Annotated in this window: 20 protein-coding genes, 1 pseudogene and 1 riboswitch; of the genes and pseudogenes, 18 read left to right on the top strand and 3 right to left on the bottom strand. The window is 41.6% G+C overall.

Annotation, left to right across the window (positions count from 1 at the left end; translation table 11 throughout):
- Positions 1-53: 53 nt before the first annotated feature.
- From polA to HMPREF2628_RS01470, 10 genes and pseudogenes are all read left to right on the top strand, one after another.
- The gene (gene polA, locus HMPREF2628_RS01515) at positions 54-2,687 is read left to right on the top strand and encodes a DNA polymerase I (protein WP_070842153.1); all 2,634 of its coding nucleotides are present in this window, start codon (positions 54-56) and stop codon (positions 2,685-2,687) included.
- 102 nt (positions 2,688-2,789) lie between these two features.
- Positions 2,790-2,892, top strand: a riboswitch (TPP riboswitch).
- Positions 2,893-2,960: 68 nt separating this feature from the next.
- On the top strand, positions 2,961-3,251 hold the full coding sequence (locus HMPREF2628_RS01510) for a thiamine-binding protein (RefSeq protein ID WP_061589694.1): 291 nt from the start codon (positions 2,961-2,963) through the stop codon (positions 3,249-3,251).
- Positions 3,214-3,972 (top strand): ABC transporter permease, encoded by a 759-nt coding sequence (locus HMPREF2628_RS01505; protein ID WP_180364261.1) that lies wholly within the window; start codon positions 3,214-3,216, stop codon positions 3,970-3,972. Before HMPREF2628_RS01510 ends, HMPREF2628_RS01505 begins: the two co-directional genes overlap by 38 nt.
- A gap of 37 nt (positions 3,973-4,009) precedes the next feature.
- Positions 4,010-5,017, top strand: a complete 1,008-nt coding sequence (locus HMPREF2628_RS01500) for an ABC transporter substrate-binding protein (RefSeq protein WP_004261900.1) — start codon at positions 4,010-4,012, stop codon at positions 5,015-5,017.
- Positions 5,017-5,745, top strand: coding sequence for an ABC transporter ATP-binding protein (locus HMPREF2628_RS01495; RefSeq protein ID WP_004261902.1), 729 nt, complete (start codon positions 5,017-5,019; stop codon positions 5,743-5,745). Before HMPREF2628_RS01500 ends, HMPREF2628_RS01495 begins: the two co-directional genes overlap by 1 nt.
- 118 nt (positions 5,746-5,863) lie before the next feature.
- Positions 5,864-6,322, top strand: coding sequence for a CtsR family transcriptional regulator (locus tag HMPREF2628_RS01490; RefSeq protein ID WP_001211265.1), 459 nt, complete (start codon positions 5,864-5,866; stop codon positions 6,320-6,322).
- A gap of 1 nt (position 6,323) precedes the next feature.
- Positions 6,324-8,756 (top strand): ATP-dependent Clp protease ATP-binding subunit, encoded by a 2,433-nt coding sequence (locus tag HMPREF2628_RS01485; protein WP_070842121.1) that lies wholly within the window; start codon positions 6,324-6,326, stop codon positions 8,754-8,756.
- Between the two features lie 146 nt (positions 8,757-8,902).
- Positions 8,903-9,961: pseudogene (locus HMPREF2628_RS01480) on the top strand (AAA family ATPase).
- A 9-nt stretch (positions 9,962-9,970) separates the two neighbouring features.
- Positions 9,971-10,750 (top strand): nicotinamide riboside transporter PnuC, encoded by a 780-nt coding sequence (gene pnuC, locus HMPREF2628_RS01475; protein WP_070842120.1) that lies wholly within the window; start codon positions 9,971-9,973, stop codon positions 10,748-10,750.
- Position 10,751: 1 nt separating this feature from the next.
- Positions 10,752-11,525, top strand: a complete 774-nt coding sequence (locus HMPREF2628_RS01470) for an NUDIX domain-containing protein (RefSeq protein ID WP_070842119.1) — start codon at positions 10,752-10,754, stop codon at positions 11,523-11,525.
- Positions 11,526-11,597: 72 nt separating this feature from the next.
- Here HMPREF2628_RS01470 and HMPREF2628_RS01465 read toward each other — a convergent pair whose 3' ends face one another.
- Positions 11,598-11,828, bottom strand: coding sequence for a hypothetical protein (locus HMPREF2628_RS01465; RefSeq protein ID WP_070842118.1), 231 nt, complete (start codon positions 11,826-11,828; stop codon positions 11,598-11,600).
- A gap of 278 nt (positions 11,829-12,106) precedes the next feature.
- Between HMPREF2628_RS01465 and HMPREF2628_RS01460 the strand changes: the two genes are divergently transcribed.
- Complete coding sequence (locus tag HMPREF2628_RS01460; protein WP_070842117.1) at positions 12,107-12,787, top strand: hypothetical protein; 681 nt, start codon at positions 12,107-12,109, stop codon at positions 12,785-12,787.
- A 73-nt stretch (positions 12,788-12,860) separates the two neighbouring features.
- Here HMPREF2628_RS01460 and dusB read toward each other — a convergent pair whose 3' ends face one another.
- Together dusB and hslO are read right to left on the bottom strand one after the other, a co-directional pair.
- Entirely contained in the window at positions 12,861-13,841 is a 981-nt protein-coding gene (dusB, locus tag HMPREF2628_RS01455; protein WP_004261996.1) for a tRNA dihydrouridine synthase DusB, read from the bottom strand.
- Positions 13,828-14,700 (bottom strand): Hsp33 family molecular chaperone HslO, encoded by an 873-nt coding sequence (gene hslO / locus HMPREF2628_RS01450; protein ID WP_070842116.1) that lies wholly within the window; start codon positions 14,698-14,700, stop codon positions 13,828-13,830. The genes dusB and hslO overlap by 14 nt, the downstream gene beginning before the upstream one ends.
- Before the next feature lie 164 nt (positions 14,701-14,864).
- On the opposite strand from hslO, the gene HMPREF2628_RS01445 reads away from it, so the two are divergent.
- From HMPREF2628_RS01445 to HMPREF2628_RS01415, 7 genes are all read left to right on the top strand, one after another.
- Positions 14,865-16,292: an AcpB/EbpR/MafR family transcriptional regulator gene (locus HMPREF2628_RS01445; protein ID WP_070842115.1), complete on the top strand. Its 1,428-nt coding sequence runs from the start codon at positions 14,865-14,867 to the stop codon at positions 16,290-16,292.
- 159 nt (positions 16,293-16,451) lie between these two features.
- On the top strand, positions 16,452-17,960 hold the full coding sequence (gene glpK, locus HMPREF2628_RS01440) for a glycerol kinase GlpK (RefSeq protein ID WP_000076786.1): 1,509 nt from the start codon (positions 16,452-16,454) through the stop codon (positions 17,958-17,960).
- 41 nt (positions 17,961-18,001) lie between these two features.
- Positions 18,002-19,828 carry a type 1 glycerol-3-phosphate oxidase gene (glpO, locus tag HMPREF2628_RS01435; RefSeq protein ID WP_070842114.1) on the top strand — a complete coding sequence of 609 codons (1,827 nt, stop codon included), beginning with the start codon at positions 18,002-18,004 and terminating at the stop codon, positions 19,826-19,828.
- 69 nt (positions 19,829-19,897) lie between these two features.
- The gene (locus tag HMPREF2628_RS01430) at positions 19,898-20,602 is read left to right on the top strand and encodes an MIP/aquaporin family protein (protein WP_049491164.1); all 705 of its coding nucleotides are present in this window, start codon (positions 19,898-19,900) and stop codon (positions 20,600-20,602) included.
- A gap of 405 nt (positions 20,603-21,007) precedes the next feature.
- Positions 21,008-22,162: a D-alanyl-lipoteichoic acid biosynthesis protein DltB gene (gene dltB, locus HMPREF2628_RS01425; protein ID WP_070842113.1), complete on the top strand. Its 1,155-nt coding sequence runs from the start codon at positions 21,008-21,010 to the stop codon at positions 22,160-22,162.
- Between the two features lie 47 nt (positions 22,163-22,209).
- Entirely contained in the window at positions 22,210-23,382 is a 1,173-nt protein-coding gene (gene dltD / locus HMPREF2628_RS01420; RefSeq protein WP_070842112.1) for a D-alanyl-lipoteichoic acid biosynthesis protein DltD, read from the top strand.
- A gap of 452 nt (positions 23,383-23,834) precedes the next feature.
- Positions 23,835-23,966, top strand: coding sequence for a teichoic acid D-Ala incorporation-associated protein DltX (locus tag HMPREF2628_RS01415; RefSeq protein WP_033682482.1), 132 nt, complete (start codon positions 23,835-23,837; stop codon positions 23,964-23,966).
- Positions 23,967-23,976: the final 10 nt, after the last annotated feature.

Raw genomic sequence — 23,976 nt, 5'->3', positions numbered from 1 at the left:
TCAGGGAACTCTTCCCAATGGTATTTTTTGGTGCTTTCCTTTATAATGGGTGTATGGATAAGAAAAAATTATTATTGATTGATGGGGCTTCTGTTGCTTTTCGGGCGTTTTTTGCGCTCTATCAGCAGTTAGACCGTTTTAAGAATGCGGCTGGTTTGCATACCAATGCGATTTATGGCTTTCAGTTGATGTTGAGCCACTTGTTGGAACGGGTTGAGCCGAGTCATATTTTGGTGGCTTTTGATGCGGGTAAGACGACCTTCCGTACAGAGATGTATGCGGACTATAAGGGTGGTCGGGCTAAGACTCCTGATGAGTTTCGTGAGCAATTTCCCTTCATTCGTGAGTTGCTGGATCATATGGGGATTCGTCATTATGAGTTGGCTCAGTATGAGGCGGATGACATCATTGGGACGCTGGATAAACTAGCTGAGCAGGATGGTTTTGATATTACCATTGTCAGTGGGGACAAGGATTTGATTCAGCTGACGGATGAGCATACGGTGGTTGAAATTTCCAAGAAAGGTGTGGCTGAATTTGAGGCCTTTACGCCAGAATATCTTATGGAAAAGATGGGCATTACACCGAATCAGTTTATCGATCTCAAGGCGCTCATGGGTGATAAGTCGGATAATATCCCTGGGGTGACCAAAATCGGTGAAAAGACAGGTATCAAGCTCTTGCTGGAGCATGGTTCGCTTGAGGGGATTTATGAAAATATCGATGGGATGAAGGCTTCTAAGATGAAGGAAAATCTCATCAATGATAAGGAACAGGCCTTTTTGTCTAAAATACTGGCGACCATTGATATCAAAGCACCGATCGAGATTGGTTTGGAGGATTTGGTCTATAGTGGTCCAGATGTGGAAAATCTTGGGAAATTCTACGACGAGATGGGCTTCAAACAGCTCAAGCAGGCTTTAAATGTGTCGTCAGCTGATGTGGCTGAGAGCTTGAATTTCACTATTGTTGACCGAATCAGTCAAGATATGCTGAGTGAAGAGTCTATCTTTCATTTTGAACTCTTTGGTGAGAATTACCATACGGATGATTTGGTTGGTTTTGCCTGGTCTTGTGGCGATAAGCTCTATGCTACAGACAAGCTTGAACTTTTGCAAGAGCCTATTTTCAAGGACTTTTTAGAAAAAACACCTCTGAAAGTTTATGATTTTAAGAAGGCCAAAGTCCTCTTGCATCGTTTTGATGTGAATTTGCAGGCGCCTGCTTTTGACAGTCGCTTGGCTAAATACCTCCTTTCGACTGTTGAGGACAATGAAATTGCGACCATTGCGAGTCTTTACGGTCAGACTTACTTGGTTGATGATGAGACTTTCTACGGTAAGGGTGTCAAGAAGGCCATTCCTGAACGTGAGAAATTCTTGGAGCACTTGGCTCGTAAGCTTGCTGTTTTGGTCGAAACAGAGCCTATTATGCTTGAAAAACTCAGCGAAAATGGGCAATTAGAGCTTCTTTATGATATGGAGCAACCTCTGGCCTTTGTCCTTGCTAAGATGGAAATTGCTGGGATTACGGTCAAGAAAGAGACTCTTCTTGAGATGCAGGCTGAAAATGAGATTGTCATTGAAAAACTCACTCAGGAGATTTACGAACTGGCTGGTGAGGAGTTTAATATCAACTCGCCTAAGCAGTTGGGGGTGCTTCTCTTTGAAAAATTGGGGCTACCTCTAGAATACACTAAGAAAACCAAAACTGGATACTCGACTGCGGTGGATGTCTTGGAACGCTTAGCTCCTATTGCGCCAATTGTTAAGAAAATTCTCGACTACCGTCAGATTGCCAAGATTCAGTCTACTTATGTGATTGGCTTGCAGGACTGGATTTTGGATGATGGCAAGATTCATACTCGCTATGTGCAGGATTTGACCCAGACTGGGCGTCTGTCTAGTGTGGATCCAAACTTGCAAAATATCCCTGTGCGTTTGGAGCAAGGGCGTCTCATTCGGAAGGCTTTTGTGCCTGAGTGGGAGGATAGTGTCCTTCTGAGCTCCGACTATTCACAGATCGAATTGCGCGTTTTGGCGTATATTTCTAATGATGAACACTTGATTAAGGCTTTCCAAGAGGGGGCAGATATCCATACTTCGACAGCCATGCGTGTCTTTGGTATTGAGCGTCCTGAGGATGTGACTCCAAACGACCGTCGTAATGCCAAGGCTGTCAACTTTGGAGTGGTTTACGGGATTTCAGACTTTGGTTTGTCGAATAATTTGGGCATTAGCCGTAAGGAAGCCAAAGCCTACATTGATACCTACTTTGAACGTTTCCCAGGTATTAAAAACTACATGGATGAAGTGGTGCGTGAGGCGCGTGATAAGGGCTATGTAGAGACCCTCTTTAAGCGTCGTCGTGAGTTGCCAGATATCAATTCGCGTAACTTTAATATTCGTGGTTTTGCGGAGAGGACTGCCATCAACTCTCCTATCCAGGGTTCGGCGGCAGATATTCTCAAGATTGCTATGATCCAGCTAGACAAGGCCTTGGTTGCAGGTGGTTATCAGACCAAGATGCTTTTGCAAGTGCATGATGAAATCGTCCTTGAAGTTCCTAAATCAGAACTGGCAGAGATGAAAAAATTGGTGAAACAAACTATGGAAGAAGCCATTCAACTCAGTGTTCCCCTCATCGCAGATGAGAATGAAGGGGCAACTTGGTACGAAGCTAAATAAAAAAGCTATATAGAGTTTGAAGCACTTGTTTTCAAACTCTTTTTCATGTTTTTCTGTAAGCAGTTTCCTTGACATTTTTTTTGTTTTGCGCTATCATATGTCCATATAATATATGGGAGTCTGTGTACAGTCTGAGAGGAAGTGTTAAACTTCGACCGCACCTGATCTGGGTAATGCCAGCGTAGGGAACGTTACTTAATCTATTCTGCACCTTTTCCATATATGGTAAAGGTTTTTCTTTTTGTCAAAGGAAAATGAGAAGAGGAGGTTGTTATGAAAGCAAGCATTGCCTTGCAAGTTTTACCCCTATCACAGGGGATTGATCGGATAGCTGTTATCGATCAGGTCATTGCTTATCTGCAAGCTCAAGAAGTGACCATGGTGGTGACACCATTTGAAACGGTCTTGGAAGGAGAGTTTGATGAGCTCATGCGCATTCTCAAAGAAGCGCTAGCAGTGGCAGGGCAGGAGGCAGACAATGTCTTTGCCAACGTCAAAATAAATGTAGGAGAGATTTTAAGTATTGATGAGAAGCTTGAAAAGTATACTGAGACGACACATTAGTCTTTTGGGCTTTCTAGGAGTCTTGTCAATCTGGCAGTTAGCAGGTTTTCTTAAACTTCTCCCCAAGTTTATCCTGCCGACACCTCTTGAAATTCTCCAGGCCTTTGTTCGTGATAGAGAATTTCTCTGGCACCATAGCTGGGCGACATTGAGAGTGGCTTTACTGGGGTTGGTTCTGGGAGTCTTGATTGCCTGTCTCATGGCTGTGCTTATGGACAGTTTGACTTGGCTCAATGACTTGATTTACCCTATGATGGTGGTTGTTCAGACCATTCCGACCATTGCCATAGCCCCTATCCTGATTTTGTGGCTCGGTTATGGGATTTTGCCCAAGATTGTCTTGATTATCTTGACGACTACCTTTCCTATCATCGTCAGCATTTTGGACGGTTTTAGGCATTGTGACAGGGATATGCTGACCTTGTTTAGTTTGATGCGGGCTAAATCTTGGCAAATCCTGTGGCATTTTAAAATTCCAGTCAGCCTGCCTTACTTTTATGCAGGTCTGAGGGTCAGTGTCTCCTACGCCTTCATCACAACAGTAGTATCTGAGTGGTTGGGAGGCTTTGAAGGACTAGGTGTTTACATGATTCAGTCCAAGAAACTGTTTCAGTATGATACCATGTTCGCGATTATTATTCTGGTATCGATTATCAGTCTTCTTGGTATGAAGTTGGTCGATATTAGTGAAAAATATGTTATTAAATGGAAACGTTCGTAGAATAAGAATGTTTCTGAAAAAGAAAAGAGGAAAGAAAATGAAGAAAACATGGAAAGTGTTTTTAACTGTTTTAACAGCTCTTGTAGCTGTTGTGCTTGTGGCCTGTGGTCAAGGAACTGCTTCTAAGGATAATAAGGAAGCAGAACTCAAGAAGATTGACTTTATCCTAGACTGGACGCCAAATACCAACCACACAGGGCTTTATGTTGCTAAGGAAAAAGGTTATTTCAAAGAAGCTGGAGTGGATGTTGATTTGAAATTGCCACCAGAAGAAAGTTCTTCTGACTTGGTTATTAACGGTAAGGCACCATTTGCAGTCTATTTCCAAGACTATATGGCTAAAAAATTGGAAAAAGGAGCAGGAATTACTGCCGTTGCAGCTATTGTTGAGCACAATACATCAGGAATCATCTCTCGTAAATCTGACAATGTAAGCAGTCCAAAGGACTTGGTTGGTAAGAAATACGGAACTTGGAATGACCCAACTGAACTTGCTATGTTGAAAACCTTGGTAGAATCTCAAGGTGGAGACTTTGAGAAGGTCGAAAAAGTACCAAATAACGATTCAAACTCGATCACACCGATTGCCAATGGAGTCTTTGACACTGCTTGGATTTACTACGGTTGGGATGGTATCCTTGCTAAATCTCAAGGTGTAGATGCTAATTTCATGTACTTGAAAGACTATGTCAAGGAGTTTGACTACTACTCACCAGTTATCATCGCAAACAACGACTATTTGAAAGACAACAAAGAAGAAGCTCGCAAAGTTATCCAAGCTATCAAAAAAGGCTACCAATATGCTATGGAGCATCCAGAGGAAGCAGCTGATATCCTCATCAAAAATGCACCTGAACTCAAGGAAAAACGTGACTTTGTCATCGAATCTCAAAAATACTTGTCAAAAGAATACGCAAGCGACAAGGAAAAATGGGGTCAATTTGACGCAGCTCGCTGGAATGCCTTCTACAAATGGGATAAAGAAAATGGTATCCTTAAAGAAGACTTGACAGACAAAGGATTCACCAACGAATTTGTGAAATAATGACAGAAATTAGACTAGAACACGTCAGTTATGCCTATGGTCAGGAGAGGATTTTAGAGGATATCAACCTACAGGTGACTTCAGGTGAAGTGGTTTCCATCCTAGGCCCAAGTGGTGTTGGTAAGACTACGCTTTTCAACTTAATTGCGGGGATTTTAGAAGTTCAGTCAGGGAGAATTGTCCTTGATGGTGAAGAAAATCCTAAGGGGCGTGTGAGTTATATGTTGCAAAAGGATCTACTCTTGGAGCACAAGACGGTGCTTGGTAATATCATTCTTCCCCTCTTGATTCAAAAGGTGGATAAGGCAGAAGCTATTGCTCGCGCAGATGAAATTCTTGCGACTTTCCAGTTGACAGCTGTAAGAGATAAATACCCTCATGAACTCAGTGGTGGGATGCGCCAGCGTGTGGCCTTGCTTCGTACCTATCTTTTCGGTCACAAGCTCTTTCTCTTAGATGAAGCCTTTAGCGCCTTGGATGAGATGACCAAGATGGAACTACACGCTTGGTACCTTGAGATTCACAAGCAGTTGCAGCTAACAACCTTGATCATCACGCATAGTATCGAGGAGGCCCTTAATCTCAGCGACCGCATCTATATCTTGAAAAATCGCCCTGGGCAGATTGTTTCAGAAATTAAACTAGATTGGTCTGAAGGTGAGGACAAGGAAGTTCAAAAGATTGCCTACAAACGTCAAATCTTGGCAGAATTAGGCTTAGATAAGTAGAAAAATAGGGAGTTGGTGAAGATTATCCTTTACCAGCGCCCTTTTTCTTTTAAAAATGAGAAAATTTCGGTATAATAGTCAAAGATAGTCAAGGTTTAAAGAGAGAGGTGGGTTTGTAATGAGATTTAAAAATACATCGGATCATATTGAGGCCTACATCAAGGCGATTTTAGATCAATCTGGAATTGTGGAGTTGCAACGGAGTCAGTTGGCAGATACTTTTCAGGTTGTTCCTAGTCAGATTAACTATGTGATCAAGACGCGCTTTACTGAAAGTAGAGGCTACTTGGTTGAAAGTAAACGTGGTGGCGGAGGCTACATTCGTATAGGACGGATTGAGTTTTCTAGTCATCATGAAATGCTCAGGGATCTGCTTTACTCAATTGGTGAGCGGGTCAGTCAAGAAATTTATGAGGATATTCTACAGCTTTTGGTTGAGCAGGAATTGATGACCAAGCAGGAGATGAATTTGCTGGTAGCAGTAGCTTTGGATCGCGTTCTAGGAGAAGAAGCTCCAGTTGTTCGTGCAAACATGCTACGACAGGTCATACAAGAGGTAGATAGAAAAGGGAAGTAAGATGAACTATTCAAAAGCATTGAATGAATGTATCGAAAGTGCCTACATGGTTGCTGGCCATTTTGGAGCTCGTTATCTAGAGTCTTGGCACTTGTTGATTGCCATGTCCAATCACAGTTATAGTGTGGCAGGGGCAACTTTAAATGATTATCCATATGAGATGGACCGTTTAGAAGAAGTCGCTTTGGAACTGACTGAAACGGACTATAGCCAGGATGAAACCTTCACGGAATTGCCGTTTTCTCATCGTTTGCAGGTTCTTTTTGATGAAGCGGAATATGTGGCGTCAGTGGTCCATTCTAAGGTGCTAGGGACGGAGCACGTCCTTTATGCGATTTTACATGATGGCAATGCCTTGGCGACTCGTATCTTAGAGAGAGCAGGTTTTTCATATGAAGACAAGAAAGATCAGGTCAAGATTGCTGCCCTTCGTCGAAATTTAGAAGAACGGGCAGGTTGGACTCGTGAAGATCTCAAGGCTTTACGCCAACGTCATCGTACAGTAGCTGATAAGCAAAATTCTATGGCTAATATGATGGGTATGCCCCAGACTCCGAGCGGTGGTCTTGAGGACTATACGCATGATTTGACAGAGCAAGCGCGTTCTGGCAAGTTGGAGCCAGTCATCGGTCGGGACAAGGAAATCTCGCGTATGATTCAAATCTTGAGTCGGAAGACAAAGAATAATCCTGTCTTGGTTGGGGATGCTGGTGTCGGGAAAACAGCTCTGGCGCTTGGTCTTGCTCAGCGTATTGCTAGTGGGGATGTGCCTACGGAAATGGCTAAGATGCGCGTGTTAGAGCTTGATTTGATGAATGTCGTTGCAGGGACACGCTTCCGTGGTGACTTTGAAGAACGCATGAACAATATCATCAAGGATATTGAAGAAGATGGTCAAGTCATTCTCTTTATCGATGAACTCCACACTATCATGGGTTCTGGGAGCGGTATTGATTCAACTTTGGATGCGGCCAATATCTTGAAACCAGCTTTGGCGCGTGGAACTTTGAGAACGGTTGGTGCCACCACTCAGGAAGAGTACCAAAAACACATCGAAAAAGACGCAGCCCTTTCTCGTCGTTTCGCCAAAGTGACGATTGAAGAGCCAAGTGTTGCAGACAGCATGACCATTTTGCAAGGCTTGAAGGCGACTTATGAGAAACATCACCGTGTGCAAATCACAGATGAAGCAGTTGAAACAGCCGTCAAGATGGCTCATCGTTACTTGACTAGTCGCCATTTGCCAGACTCTGCTATCGATCTCTTGGACGAAGCAGCAGCAACAGTGCAAAATAAGGCTAAGCATGTAAAAGCAGACGATTCTGACTTAAGTCCAGCTGACAAGGCCCTGATGGATGGTAAGTGGAAACAGGTAGCCCAGCTAATCGCAAAAGAAGAGCAAGTGCCTGTCTATAAAGACTTGGTAACAGAGTCTGATATTTTGACTACCTTGAGTCGATTGTCAGGTATTCCAGTTCAAAAATTGACTCAGACTGACGCTAAGAAATACCTTAACTTGGAAGCTGAATTGCATAAACGTGTCATCGGTCAAGATCAAGCAGTTTCAAGCATTAGCCGTGCGATTCGCCGCAATCAGTCAGGGATTCGCAGTCATAAGCGTCCGATTGGTTCCTTTATGTTCTTAGGACCGACGGGTGTCGGGAAGACCGAATTGGCCAAGGCTCTGGCAGAAGTTCTCTTTGATGATGAATCCGCTTTGATCCGCTTTGATATGAGTGAGTATATGGAGAAATTCGCAGCTAGCCGTCTAAACGGAGCTCCTCCGGGCTATGTGGGCTACGAAGAAGGTGGGGAGTTGACCGAGAAGGTTCGTAACAAACCATACTCTGTTCTCCTCTTTGATGAGGTAGAAAAAGCCCACCCAGACATCTTTAATGTTCTCTTGCAGGTTTTGGATGATGGTGTCTTGACCGATAGTAAGGGCCGCAAGGTTGACTTTTCAAATACCATTATTATCATGACATCAAACCTTGGTGCGACAGCCCTTCGTGATGACAAGACTGTTGGATTTGGGGCTAAGGACATTCGTTTTGACCAAGAAAATATGGAAAAACGCATGTTTGAAGAGTTGAAAAAGGCTTATAGACCTGAGTTTATCAACCGTATTGATGAAAAGGTAGTCTTCCATAGCTTGTCTAGCGACCATATGCAGGAAGTGGTGAAGATTATGGTTAAACCTTTAGTAACAAGTTTGGCTGAAAAAGGTATTGACTTGAAATTACAAGCTTCCGCACTGAAATTGCTGGCAAATCAAGGATATGATCCAGAGATGGGAGCTCGTCCACTTCGCAGAACTCTGCAAACAGAAGTGGAAGACAAGTTGGCAGAACTTCTTCTTAAGGGAGATTTGGTGGCAGGCAGCACATTTAAGATTGGTGTCAAAGCAGGTCAGTTAAAATTTGATATTGCATAAAAATGGAGAATCAGGAGCAATCTTGATTCTTTTTTTGCAATCTTTTTATAAAAAATGATAAAAAACTATTGACGAAACAAAAATATAGTTTATAATAAAAACATAGATAATAAAAATATCAAAAATCATAAAAAGGTGATACGTTTATGAAAAAGAAAACAGCAGTGGTATTTGGAACCTTTGCTCCACTTCATCAAGGTCATATCGATCTGATCCAACGTGCGAAGCGACAATGTGACCAGGTCTGGGTTGTCGTTTCAGGCTATGAGGGAGACCGAGGGGAGCAGGTAGGCTTAACGCTTCAAAAGAGATTTCGCTATATCCGAGAGGCCTTTCGTGATGACGAGTTGACCTCTGTCTGCAAGTTAGATGAAATCAATCTTCCCCGTTACCCTATGGGTTGGCAGGAGTGGTTGGACCAAATGTTAGAGGAGATTTCCTATGATGAAACCCAGCAAGAACTAATCTTCTTTGTGGGAGAACGTGACTACCAGTAAGAATTATCACATCGTGGCTTTGAGACTGTCTTGCAAGAAAAAAAGTTTAGTATCTCAGCGACTATGATTCGAGAAAATTCAAGCAAATATTGGAAATATATCGCTCAACCCTTCCGTCGTCAGTTTACAAAGAAAGTGTTGATTATGGGAAGTGCCAGCAATGGGAAGACCACTCTAGCCAAGGATTTGGCAAGGTATTACGATGCACCCGTCAGTCTGGAATACGCACGTGAGTACCAGATCAAAAACAATGTCCGTGACGATGAATTGACTCCAAAAGATTACTATTATCTCCTTTTAGGACAGTATGACCAGACCTCTAAATTAATCGACAGTAATGCCAATAGGGGACTGGTGATAGCTGATACCAACTCCTTAGTAACCAAGGGCTACTATGATTATTACATGGAGACTGAGGACCAAGGGGATTTATCAGGAGAGACTTTTGATAATCTCTTTGCCTCAATCTTAGCTAAGGAAAAATGGGACTTGATTCTCTTTGTGCAGCCTGTCGGCTCCTATGTCAATGACGGATTTAGAGATATGACTATGGCAGAAGACCATATTCGTCATAGTTTTTCCCAGCATTTGGACCAGATGAGGGAGCGCTACTTAGCAAACATTCCACTAGTTTATCTAGCTGAGGATTACCTAGGCAATTATGAAGCAGCAAAAGTGGCTATTGATGCCATTTACCAAGCAGATTAGGAGAATATTATGAAAAAAATAATTGGAAAAATCGCAAAAACTATCGAAAATATTAAAAATGTTCACTCGGAAGTGAACAAGATCGGTTTTGCAGGAATCATGCACTTGCTCTGGAAAGATCTCTTTGTCGGCCGTAGTCTTTTCCAGTGGTTGTATCTCATCGTCCTGTCAAGTGTTCCCTTGATCTTGGAATTCACGCAAAATACAGAAAGTCATGACTGGATGAGCTTGTTTGCATCTTGGACTGGGATTGTCTGTGTTATCTTGGTAGCAGAAGGGCGTGCAAGCAATTATCTCTTTGGGGCCATTAACTCTGCTATCTATTTGGTTTTGGCCATGAATGCGACTTTTTATGGTGAAGTTTTGACGACTGTTTACTTCTTTATCATGCAGCCGATTGGTCTCTATGCTTGGCTGTCCAACCGTATTAATGATCAAGGAAAAGCAGAAGAATCTCACTTTGAAGCTAAGAAATTATCTGTTTTTGATTGGCTCAAGTACTTGGCTTTGACTGCTATCATCTGGATTGGTATGGGCTTGGCTTATCAAAGTATCCATAGTGCTCGCCCTTTCCGTGATAGTGTTACCGATGCGACCAATGGTGTCGGTCAGCTCTTGATGACACGTCTCTACCGTGAGCAATGGATTTTCTGGATTGCAACCAATCTCTTTAGTATTTACCTCTGGTGGGGTGAAAATATACACATCCAAGGGATGTACTGGGTTTACACACTCAATAGTCTAGTAGGTTGGTACCAATGGACCAAGGCAGTTCGTAAGGAGGCGTAAAATGACGGACACGATGATTCCAGCAGGGATGACGGAAAAAGAATATTTTGAAATTCATGCCAGCCAGGAGGAGTTTTTGGATTGGTACTACAAGCAGGAACTCCCTCAATACGAAAAACCAAGTGTGACGGTGGATATGGTAGCCTACTGCTTTGTCGAAGGAAAGATCAAGCTCTTATTAATTCGTCGCAAGGCTCACCCTTATCAAAATTGTTTGGCTCTGGTTGGAGGATTTATGGACAAGGGCGAAGATGCTGCGCATGCCTGTCAGCGTGAGGTGAGAGAAGAAGTTAATCTCGATCTTCCTTTGGAAAAAATTGAGCAATTGATGACCGTATCGACACCTGACCGTGACCCACGGGGCTGGACAGTGACCATTGCCCACTTGGTTTATCTGCCTAGTCGTGCATTAGAACTTGTTCAAGCAGGAGACGATGCCAAGGATGTCGTTTTCGTAGATGTCGATTTTCAGACAGGCAAGTGCTTCTTAGAGGGAGTAGAGTTGGAGGAGCAAGCCTTCGCTTTTGACCATTATGCCATTATCAAAGAATCCATCAAACGAATCCAAGGCCGTCTCGACTGGAATCCGACCTTCCTTTATCTGCTGGAGGAGGAGTTCACTGTCTACGAAGGAACGGAACTGGTCAATCTTATCAACCCCGGTCGTCCAATCGTCAGCAATAACTTTCTCGTAAAATATGGCGAGTACGTAGAAGAGGTTGGACTCAAACGAGTGCCTAAAAAGAAACCAAGAAAAACCTATCGATTGAAATAAAAAGCGAGGTCGGGAAAAGTTCCCGACCTCTTTAATTACAGTCATGAGATGAAATTTCTGTTGCGACTACTTTTATGGGTGGCTATCTTTCTTAGAATTGCTCAACAGGTGAGTAAAAAAGTCTTTGTATCGATACTTGAGATATTTCTCATGCAAAACTAACAAAGCGATATAGAAAATCAAAAAGATTGTAGTCAGATAAAACACATCAAATGCAGTTCGCGCATAGTAAGTTGCTGATTGATAAGAGACAATAGCTGTCACAATCAACCAAGGAAGATACTTGTAATACTTATTTAGCATAAGAGTGCACCTCCTATATTCTATTTCAATGTTATTATATTCCTTTGTCTAAAACAATGCAAGCGATTACACAAAAACAAATTCAAATTTTTAATAGGAAAATCTCCTGTTTTTCTGTTTTATTACGAATAGAAGAGTAGGAGGAGTAAATGTATCTAAATTATGTGAGATTTTTAAAATAGTTTAGATAAATTATTGACATATTTAAAGCCAAATGTTACAATTATATTACAAAAAGATTTCTTTATATTTCCAAAACATTACAAAGGAGTAGAAAAATGAAAAAGAAAACCTATATCAAATTGATGGCAGCAACTGTATTGGCTTCTACCTTGCTATTAGGAGCTTGTGGAAATAAAAAGGAAACAACTCAAGCAAGCAGTTCTGCTAAGACAAGCCAATCATCAAGCTCTAAAGTAGCTTTTGCTAGCAAAGAAAGCAAGACTCAGAAGTCCTCAAGTTCAGCCTCATCTGAAAAGGCCAAGGCATCTACTGATCAATCTTCAGCAAGTGCAACGCCATCACAAGCAACACCTGCACCAGAACAAAGACAAGGTCAAGAAGTGTCTAATCAACAGACAGCTAGTCAACAAACTCCTGCTCAGGCTCCTCAAGCCCAGTCTAACCAATCAAGATATGATCCTACAACTGACCGCAAACTTCAAGACAAGCAAGCAGAGCAAAATAAACGCTACAAGGGTGTTTTAACCATGGTAGATGGTGATTTCTCAGCTGCAGCGGGCAATTGGAAGGGAGCAAATGGCGAAACTATCACAGTTTCATCAGGTGGTCAATTTACAGTAGAATCTTCTGATGGAAAGAAAGAAAATTACTCTATTAAAGGCTATTCTTATACTCTTGACGATGGTAAGTATAATGCTACAATCGGTGGAGGAAAGACCGTTCAAATTACCACAGGTGCAGATGGCAAGGTTTCTAGTGTTGTTTTAGCTCAATAGTAGAATTTAGAATCTCAAGTTTATAGACATTTTAAAAACCCGTAACTGAATGAAGTTTACGGGTTTTCTGTGTTTAAACTTTGTCTAATTGCAAGAGTGCCTCAATCTCTGCTAGGGTGCTAGCTTGTGAAATAGCTCCACGGAGTTTGGCTGCGCCAGATGTTCCACGGAGGTAGTGAGGAGCGAGGCCACGGAATTCACGAACTGCTACGTTTTCTCCTTTGAGGTTAATCAAGCGTTTCAAATGTTCGTAGGCGATTTTCATCTTGTCCTCAAAGGTCAAATCAGGTAGGATTTCTCCTGTTTCAAAATAATGGTTGATTTGGTTGAAGAGGTAGGGATTTCCCATGGCAGCGCGACCAATCATAACTGCGTCAGCACCGACTTCTTCAATGCGTTGTTTGGCTTCTTGGACCGTACGGATGTCACCGTTGGCGATAAATGGAATCTTGGTCAAAGCTTGAGCGACCTTGTGAAGGGTCTCAAGGTCTGCGTGACCTGTATACATTTGCTCACGGGTACGACCATGCATGGCGAGGGCAGAAACGCCTGCAGCTTCAGCAGCGAGGGCATTTTCTACTGCAAGAGACGGGTCGGACCAGCCTGTACGCATTTTGACAGTAAGTGGAATATCAAGGACAGATTGAACCTTGTTGATGATAGAGTAAATCTTGTCTGGATCCTTGAGCCACATAGCGCCAGCTTCGTTCTTCACGATTTTGTTAACTGGGCAGCCCATGTTGATATCCACGATATCGGTTTTGGTGTTTTCTTGGATGAATTCTGCTGCGCGTGCTAGGCTGTCTTCGTCGCTACCAAAGAGTTGGATAGAGACAGGGTTTTCGCCCTCGTCGATATGAAGCATGTGCAGGGTTTTTTCGTTGTTGTATTGGATTCCCTTGTCAGAGACCATTTCCATTACAACGAGTCCAGCTCCGAGCTCTTTTGCGATGGTACGAAAAGCTGAGTTGGTCACGCCAGCCATGGGTGCTAAAACGGTACGATTGGGAATCTCAACATTGCCAATCATAAAGGGTGTATTAAGATTTGTCACGAATGAGTTCCTCCAGGTCGTGTTCATCAAAGTTGTAAGTTGTTTGGCAGAATTGACAAGTGATTTCTGCCCCGTGGTCTTCCTCTTTCATTTCCTGTAAGTCTGAGCTTGGAAGGCTGGCAAGAGCGTTCATAAAGCGCTCATGGCTACAGTCACATTGGAAATGGATTTCTTCTTCAGAAAGACGCTTGTAGGCCTCGTCACCGTAGATAGCCTTGAGGAGGGCTTCAATATGGTCTTCACTCTCTAGAAGAGTCGAGATAGCTGGCATTTCTTGGATGCGTTTTTCAAAGCGAGCGATCTCTTCTTCCTTGGCTCCCGGCAAGACTTGGACTAGGAAACCACCTGCAACCTTGACCTTGTCTTCTTCGTCCAAAAGGACATTGAGGCCGACTGCTGAAGGCGTTTGTTGGCTTTCGGTCAGGTAAAAGGCCAGGTCTTCACCAATTTCTCCAGAGATGAGAGGAGTCATGGAGTTGTAAGGATTTCCAGTACCGTAGTCTGTGATAACGAGGAATTGACCATTTCCAACAAAAGGTCCGACTAGAACTTCACCAGTTGCAGTCTTTTTGATGTCAACACCAGGATTTTGAACGTAGCCTTTGACGTTCCCCTTGGTGTCAGCGACGGTGATGATAGCACCTAGAGAGCTAGATCCCAGCACCTTAACTGTAAGTTTAGTATTTCCTTTTTCATTGGCTGCGAGAATCTGGCTAGCGATAAGAGTTCGACCAAGCGCTACAGTTGAGCTAGCTTGGGTTTGGTGTTTTTCTTGAGCAGTGCGGACGGTTTCTGTGCTATCAAGGACAAAAGCACGAAAGGCTCCGCTTTCTGATATTGTTTTAATAATTTTATCCATAGCTACTATTTTAGCATAAAAATGCCCAAAGGGGGAGCCGTGTGTTTGTTGATTTTTAGGATAATTGACCAGGAAATCAGCATGAAAATAAAAAGAGAAACAGATTATTTCAGCATTTGTAAGATTTATGCTATGCTTAAGGTAGAAAATGAAAGGGGTAACAAATGTATTTAGGAGATTTGATGGAAAAGGCTGAATCTGGCCAATTTTCGATCCTTTCCTTTCTATTGCAAGAGTCTCAGACGACCGTCAAGGCTGTAATGGAGGAAACAGGATTTTCAAAAGCAACCCTAACAAAATATGTCACCCTTCTCAATGACAAGGCTTTGGACAGTGGCTTAGATCTGATTATTCATTTAGAAGATGAAAATCTGCGTCTATCGATCGGTGCAACTACCAAGGGAAGAGATATCCGAAGCTTATTTTTGGAGAATGCTGTTAAATACCAGATTTTGGTCTATCTTCTCTACCACCAACAGTTTTTAGCCCATCAGCTAGCTCAAGAATTGATTATTAGTGAGGCTACGCTTGGTCGCCACTTAGCTAGTTTAAATCAGATTTTGTCAGAATTTGACTTATCCATCCAAAATGGACGTTGGCGAGGTCCAGAGCATCAGATTCGCTATTTCTATTTCTGCCTTTTCCGCAAGGTCTGGTCGAGTCAGGAGTGGGAAGGTCACATGCAGAAACCAGAGAGAAAACAGGAGATTGCCACTTTAGAAGAAATCTGCGGTTCAAGTTTGTCTTCGGGTCAGAAATTGGATTTGGTTCTCTGGTCTCACATCAGTCAACAGCGTCTTCGGGTCAATGCCTGTCAGTTCCAAGTGATAGAAGAAAAAATGCGAGGGTATTTTGACAATATTTTCTACCTTCGTTTGCATCGAAAGGCTCCGTCCTTTTTCGCTGGACAACACCTTCCTTTAGGAACTGAGGATGGGGAGATGATGATTTTCTTCTCTTTCCTCCTATCTCATCGCATTCTTCCTCTTCATACTATGGAGTATATCCTTGGTTTTGGAGGGCAGTTGGCAGATTTGCTGACGCAATTGATTCAAGAAATGAAGAAGGAGGAGTTACTGGGTGATTATACAGAGGACCATGTCACCTATGAACTCAGTCAGCTTTGTGCTCAAGTCTATCTATATAAGGGCTATATTTTACAGGATCGCTACAAGTACCAGTTAGAGAATCGTCATCCTTATTTGTTGATGGAACATGATTTTAGGGGAACGGCAGAGGAGATTTTTCATGCTCTACCTGCTTTTCAACAGGGGACGGATTTGGATAAGAAAATTCTCTGGGAATGGCTTCAGTTAATCGAATATATGGCTGAAAACGATGGCCAGCATATGCGGATTGGTCTGGATTTGACATCTGGTTTTCTTGTCTTTTCAAGGATGGCAGCCATTTTGAAACGGTATTTGGAATACAATCGTTTTATTACCATTGAAGCCTATGATTGTACTCGGCATTATGATTTGCTGGTTACCAATAACCCGATTTATAAGAAGGAACAGACCCCAGTTTATTATTTAAAAAACGACTTGGATATGGAAGATTTGGCAGCGATTCGTCAGTTATTATTCACTTAAAAGGCTTGGTTGTTCCAGGTCTTTTTTGTGAAATTCACACAATCTCCTCACATTTTTTAAAAAATTAAAAAAAGTTGATGAACAAGAAAGCGCTTTATTTTGTATACTAGTTAGTGTAAAGAGGAGACATCCTCAAGATCTTTATCAGGAGGACAGCACATGTCACAAGAAAAATACATCATGGCCATTGACCAGGGAACTACAAGTTCTCGTGCCATTATTTTCAACAAAAAAGGAGAAAAAGTTAGCTCGAGTCAAAAAGAGTTCACTCAGATTTTCCCTCAGGCAGGTTGGGTAGAGCACAATGCCAATGAAATTTGGAATTCTGTCCAGTCAGTTATTGCTGGAGCTTTCATCGAAAGTGGTGTCAAGCCAAATCAAATCGAAGCAATCGGAATTACCAACCAACGTGAAACAACTGTCGTCTGGGATAAGAAAACAGGCCTTCCTATCTACAACGCAATCGTTTGGCAGTCACGCCAGACAGCTCCTTTGGCTGAACAACTAAAAAGTCAAGGTTATGTGGAAAAATTCCATGAAAAGACTGGTTTGATTATCGATGCTTACTTCTCAGCGACTAAGGTTCGTTGGATTTTGGACCATGTAGAAGGCGCTCAAGAGCGAGCAGAAAAAGGAGAATTGCTCTTTGGTACTATCGATACTTGGTTGGTTTGGAAATTGACTGACGGTGCGGCTCACGTGACGGACTACTCAAATGCAGCCCGTACCATGCTTTATAACATTAAAGAACTCAAATGGGATGATGAGATTTTGGAAATTCTCAATATTCCTAAGGCTATGTTGCCAGAAGTTCGTTCTAACTCTGAAATCTATGGTAAAACAGCTCCATTCCACTTCTATGGTGGAGAAGTTCCAATCTCAGGTATGGCAGGGGACCAACAGGCAGCTCTCTTTGGACAGTTGGCCTTTGAACCTGGTATGGTTAAAAACACTTACGGAACAGGATCTTTCATCATCATGAATACCGGGGAAGAGATGCAGTTGTCTGAAAACAACCTTTTGACAACCATTGGTTACGGAATCAACGGCAAGGTTTACTATGCCTTGGAAGGTTCAATCTTCATCGCAGGAAGCGCCATTCAGTGGCTTCGTGACGGTCTTCGCATGGTAGAAAATTCACCAGAATCTGAAAAATATGCTCGTGATTCTCACAACAATGATGAAGTTTATGTCGTTCCAGCCTTTACAGGTCTAGGTGCTCCATACTGGAACCAAAACGCTCGAGGTTCTGTCTTTGGCTTAACTCGTGGAACAACTAAAGAAGACTTTATCAAGGCGACTTTGCAATCTATTGCTTATCAAGTACGTGACATCATCGACACCATGCAAGTGGATGCTCAGACAGCTATCCAAGTCTTGAAAGTAGACGGTGGTGCAGCTATGAACAATTTCCTCATGCAGTTCCAAGCTGATATTTTGGGAATCGATATCGCACGCGCCAAAAACTTGGAAACAACAGCTCTAGGGGCAGCCTTCCTAGCAGGTTTATCAGTAGGTTACTGGAAAGACTTGGATGAGTTGAAACTCTTGAACGAGACAGGAGAACTCTTTGAGCCATCTATGAACGAATCGCGCAAGGAACAACTCTACAAGGGCTGGAAGAAAGCTGTGAAAGCAACCCAAGTCTTTGCGGAAGTAGACGACTAATACTGGAAGAATAAAGCGACTCAGTTAGAAAGTGTGTAAATATGGAATTTTCAAAGAAAACACGTGAATTATCAATTCAAAAAATGCAGGAACGTACCTTGGACCTATTGATTATCGGTGGAGGGATCACTGGTGCTGGTGTAGCCTTGCAGGCGGCAGCTAGTGGTCTAGATACTGGTTTGATTGAAATGCAGGACTTCGCAGAAGGAACATCCAGTCGTTCAACAAAATTAGTTCACGGAGGTCTTCGTTACCTCAAACAATTCGACGTAGAAGTGGTATCAGATACGGTTTCTGAACGTGCAGTGGTTCAACAAATCGCACCACACATTCCAAAACCGGACCCAATGCTCTTGCCAGTTTACGATGAAGATGGAGCGACCTTTAGCCTCTTCCGTCTCAAAGTAGCCATGGACTTGTATGACCTTTTGGCAGGAGTTAACAACACCCCAGCTGCTAACAAGGTTTTGAGCAAGGAAGAAGTCTTGGAACGCCAGCCAAACTTGAAGAAAGAAGGTTTGGTAGGAGGTGGGGTTTACCTTGACTTCCGTAACAACGATGCACGTCTCGTGATTGAAAACATCAAACGTGCCAACCAAGATGGTGCCCTCATTGCTAACCACGTGAAGGCAGAAGGCTTCCTCTTTGACGAAAGTGGCAAGATTACAGGTGTGGTAGCTCGTGATTTGTTGACAGACCAAGTCTTTGAAATCAAGGCGCGTCTGGTTATCAATACGACAGGTCCTTGGAGCGACAAAGTACGCAATTTGTCTAATAAGGGAACCCAATTCTCACAAATGCGTCCAACTAAGGGAGTTCACTTGGTAGTGGACTCAAGCAAGATCAAGGTTTCACAGCCAGTTTACTTTGACACAGGTTTGGGTGACGGTCGTATGGTCTTTGTTCTCCCACGTGAAAACAAGACTTACTTTGGTACAACTGATACAGACTACACAGGTGATTTGGAACATCCAAAAGTAACTCAAGAAGATGTAGATTATCTACTTGGTATTGTCAACAACCGCTTCCCAGAAGCCAACATCACCATTGGTGATATCGAAAGCAGCTGGGCAGGTCTTCGTCCATTGATCACAGGCAATAGCGCTTCTGACTACAATGGAGGAAATAACGGAACCATCAGCGATGAAAGCTTTAACAACTTGATTGCGACTGTTGAGTCTTACCTCTCTAAAGAAAAAACGCGTGAAGATGTAGAGGCTGCTGTTAGCAAGCTTGAAAGCAGTACCTCTGAGAAACATTTGGACCCATCTGCAGTTTCTCGTGGTTCTAGCTTGGACCGAGACGATAATGGTCTCTTGACCCTTGCTGGTGGTAAAATCACAGACTACCGTAAGATGGCTGAAGGAGCTATGGAGCGCGTGGTTGACATCCTCAAAGCAGAATTTGACCGTAGCTTTAAACTGATCAATTCTAAGACATACCCTGTTTCAGGTGGGGAATTGAACCCAGCAAATGTGGACTCAGAAATCGAAGCCTTTGCGCAACTTGGATTGTCACGTGGCTTGGATAGCAAGGAAGCTCATTACCTAGCAAATCTTTACGGTTCAAATGCACCGAAAGTCTTTGCTCTTGCTTATAGTTTGGAACAAGCGCCAGGACTCAGTTTGGCAGACACTTTGTCACTTCACTATGCAATGCGCAACGAGTTGGCTCTTAGCCCGGTTGACTTCCTGCTTCGTCGTACCAACCATATGCTCTTTATGCGTGATAGTTTGGATAGCATCGTTGAGCCAGTTTTGGATGAAATGGGACGATTCTATGATTGGTCAGAAGAAGAGAAAGCAGGCTACCGTGCGGATGTCGAAGCGGCTCTCGCTAACAACGATTTAGCAGAATTAAAAAATTAAGAAAAAATCAAAGAGGTGGAGGGCAGGACTCCTTGTCGCCCGCCCCTTCTTTTTAATGGAGACAGAAAGATGATGAATGAATTATTTGGAGAATTTCTAGGAACTTTAATCCTGATTCTTCTAGGAAATGGTGTTGTTGCTGGTGTGGTTCTTCCTAAAACCAAGAGCAACAATGCAGGTTGGATTGTGATTACTATGGGCTGGGGGATTGCAGTTGCGGTTGCAGTATTTGTATCTGGCAAGCTCAGTCCAGCTCATTTAAACCCAGCTGTGACGATTGGTGTGGCCTTGAAAGGTGGTTTGCCTTGGGCTTCCGTTTTCCCTTATATCCTAGCTCAGTTCGCAGGGGCTATGCTCGGTCAGATTTTGGTTTGGTTGCAATTCAAGCCGCATTATGAGGCAGAAGAAAATGCAGGAAATATTTTGGCTACTTTCAGCACAGGACCAGCTATCAAAGATACTGTATCAAACTTGATTAGTGAAATCCTAGGAACTTTTGTATTGGTATTAACAATCTTTGCTCTGGGACTTTATGATCTTCAAGCAGGAATCGGAACCTTTGCAGTAGGAACTTTGATTGTCGGTATCGGTCTATCACTAGGCGGGACAACAGGTTATGCCTTGAACCCTGCGCGTGACCTTGGACCTCGTATCATGCACAGTATCCTTCCAATTTCAAACAAGGGAGACGGAGACTGGTCTTATGCCTGGATTCCTGTTGTGGGACCTGTTATCGGTGCAGCCTTGGCCGTGCTTGTATTCTCACTTTTCTAAGACATTAAAACTCAATTATTCATACCTCAATAAACACAACTTACAAAAAATGACCAAAATAAAGGAGTACTTTCTCATTTCATTTTGGTCATTTTGATTTTTTTAAGTTTGTATACTGGTGTTGATTACTATTTCAGCTAAAAAGTCAGAATCCTTCACCGGTTCCTTCATCAATTTTTTGTTCTTGAATTTTATTTATTGTGTGAATAATTTTGTCTCATTATTGGGGTTCAGTACTAAGAGTCAGTTGGATTTTTTATTTTAAGAAATAAAATAACAGAAGTATTTTTAGTTTTTAAATTATGATATAATGAATAAAGTTAACTATCTTTGGTAATATGATAGGAACTAATCTTAAATAGATAAATCATGAGATGAAAAAAAGAAAAAAGGAGTTTGGCTGGTATGAATTATTTCGAGGGGAATGAGTTTTTCCTTCTTTTGTTTGTAGTTTTACTAATTGGTTTTGTAGTAAACTTTTTTGAAAAACGTAAGGACTACTATATTTTGGTGCTCTCCCTCTTATTTGCAGGAGCTATTTATGGCAAGAGTAGAGCAATGATTGTCTATTTAATCTCCTTTGTAATTTATCAATATTTTCTGGTTTTCATAGCACAGAGGATAGAAACAAAGCGGCTGAAACCTCTGGTTTTCCTTTCTATTCTTCCTTTAGTGATTAATAAAGTCTTTGCCCTGACTTCTCTGCATTTGTTGGCCTTTATTGGAATTTCTTACATGTCCTTTAAGACCATTCAGATCATGCTGGAGATATCGGATGGCTTGATTAAAGAAAAGATTAGCATAAAAGACTACCTGCAATTTTTACTTTTTTTCCCTACAGTTAGTGCTGGTCCGATTGATCGGAGTAGGAGATTTTTAAAAGAGATAAACGAGGTCATGCCTCGAAAAGAGTATCTAGAGTTGGCAGGTGACGGTGTGTATCGTATCGTTCTAGGCCTTCTTTACAAGGTTGTTTTATCAACCTATGTTTACCAGATGTTACTCGCTCTAAATAATACTGGCACAGTCATTTACTCAATCAAGTATATGTACCTCTATACCTTGTATCTGTTCTTCGACTTTGCAGGCTATAGTCTAATGGCCGTTGGAAGTAGCAACATTCTAGGTATTCAGACACCGATGAACTTTAACAAACCTTTCTTGAGTGTTGATATCAAGGATTTCTGGACCAGATGGCATATCACCTTGTCGACCTGGTTGAGAGATTTTGTATTTTCAAGAGTATTGATGCGGGTTATCAGGAAAAAATGGTTTAAAAATAGACTACACAATGCAACCTATGCCTATATGGTCAATATGTTGGTCATGGGTTTTTGGCATGGCCTTAGTGTTAGCTACATTGTTTATGGTTTTTATCACGGTGTCTTGATGGCTGGATTTGAAGTGTATCAAAAGAAAAGCAATTTTTATAAGAAAAATAAAAATAAAGATTGGTATAAGCTACTGAGTTGGTTTGTGACCATGAATTTGGTTATGATTGGTTTCTTTATCTTTTCAGGTGAACCCTATAAAATCTTACTGACGATTTTAAAGAGATAAGAAATTGAAAAGAGATTGGACGGATCGAAGGGATAGGATAAAACTAGATGATTAAACTAAAAGCATTTTTGCTATCGCTTGTGCTCGTAATTGCGACGCTTGCGCTTTTAAATGTGACATACGTCAAGAAGATTGATGATTATTATAAAGTAAAGGATAACAGTATTCGCTATAGCACTTCGTATGAAAAGTATAAAAGTAGAGATATTCTGACAAGCAATATTACTCCCAATACATTTGTTTTATTGGGATCATCTGAGTTGGTTGCGACGATAAATGAAGACTATCATCCCAATAAAATTTTTAACTACAACGATTTTAATATCATGCAGATTGGAACCAGCTATTCACAAAACATCATTCAGGCTACGACCTTGGGCTCAATTGAAGGATCTATGACTAAGCGAAAAGTGGCTATAATAGAGTCGGTTCAGTGGTTTGAAAAAGATGGGACTCATCAAGATGCCTTTTTGAGCAAGGCTTCTCAGGAACATATTTTCCATATGCTAGATAATGATAAGATTAGTAAGGAAACGAAAGAAAAACTAATCAATCGCATTATCGAGATTACCAAGGGGAACAAGCAACAAAATGACATCTACAAAAAATACAAAAGTTATTTCATAGATGAGAAAGGAACGATTGTTGATAAAAAACTATTAGAGTTTGATAACGCGATTTATTCCTTTAAACTCAAACAGACTTTTTATCAAAAACATGCCAAATCAGATTATCCTTCACTAGGGGATAAAACCCCAGACTATGATTGGGAGAAAATGACGAATCAGTTTGTAGAAGAGGTCAAAAAGAAAACAGACAATAATGATTATGCTGTTGATAATAACTACTACAATACCTATTTAAAAGATCGTTATACATCGCTGAAGAATTCTAATAAAGATTTGAGCTACCTCGAGTCACCAGAGTATTCAGATATGGAACTTTTCTTGACAGTTGCCAAAGAATTGGGCATTGAAGTTGAGGTCATTATTTTCCCAGTAAACGGGAAATGGAATGACTACACAGGTGTCTCAAGAGAGATGCGGGAGAAAACTTATAAAAAAATAGAAGATGTCGCAAAAAGCTATGGTGCAACGGTATTAAACTATGGAAACAGAGAGTATGATGATTACTTTTTATTTGATGTGATGCATGTTGGAGTGAAAGGATGGATGGAAGTTGAAAAAGAACTTTACAAATTTGCAAACCAAGATAACTAACACACACCGTTTAATCTTGTGGACGCTATTTTTCTATACGGTTATCTTAAGCATCGTGATTTATTGTTTTGTGACCGATTTTTCGAACATTCAAGAATTTATCTATAGTGAATTCTAGGATTACATACTATAAAAATCTCTAGATAAAGGGAACTGCACCGATAAAGTGAGACATAAGATAAGGCTCTATAATATTTATAGTGGAAAAATCCTCTATAGGTAGTATGGAGCCTACTTTGTTGTAGCTCCCCATATAATCCATACTGAAAAGCATTTAAGCTATCATTAGAAAGAATCATATGGAACAAATTAATGTTACTGGAACGTAGTGAAAATAGACGGGTAAACAATTGAAAAACTAGTCTATAAAGTGGTATAATAGCAGAAAAATAAATTAGTAAGAAATTGATTTTATTTTAACGGAAAATTACAGAAATGAATGGTTTTTCTTGATGAAACAGAGAAAAGAATTGTACATATTTCTTGGTCGGACAGCCTTGTATTTTCTTATCTTTCTAGGGCTGCTTTACTTTTTTAGCTATCTTGGTCAGGGTCAAGGAAGCTTTATCTATAATGAATTTTAACTTGAAGGAG

Origin of the sequence: Streptococcus sp. HMSC063B03, from assembly GCF_001836965.1 — a bacterium.
Classification (GTDB): Bacteria; Bacillota; Bacilli; order Lactobacillales; family Streptococcaceae; genus Streptococcus; species Streptococcus pneumoniae_F.
This window is presented reverse-complemented; position numbering and strand designations above follow the sequence as displayed.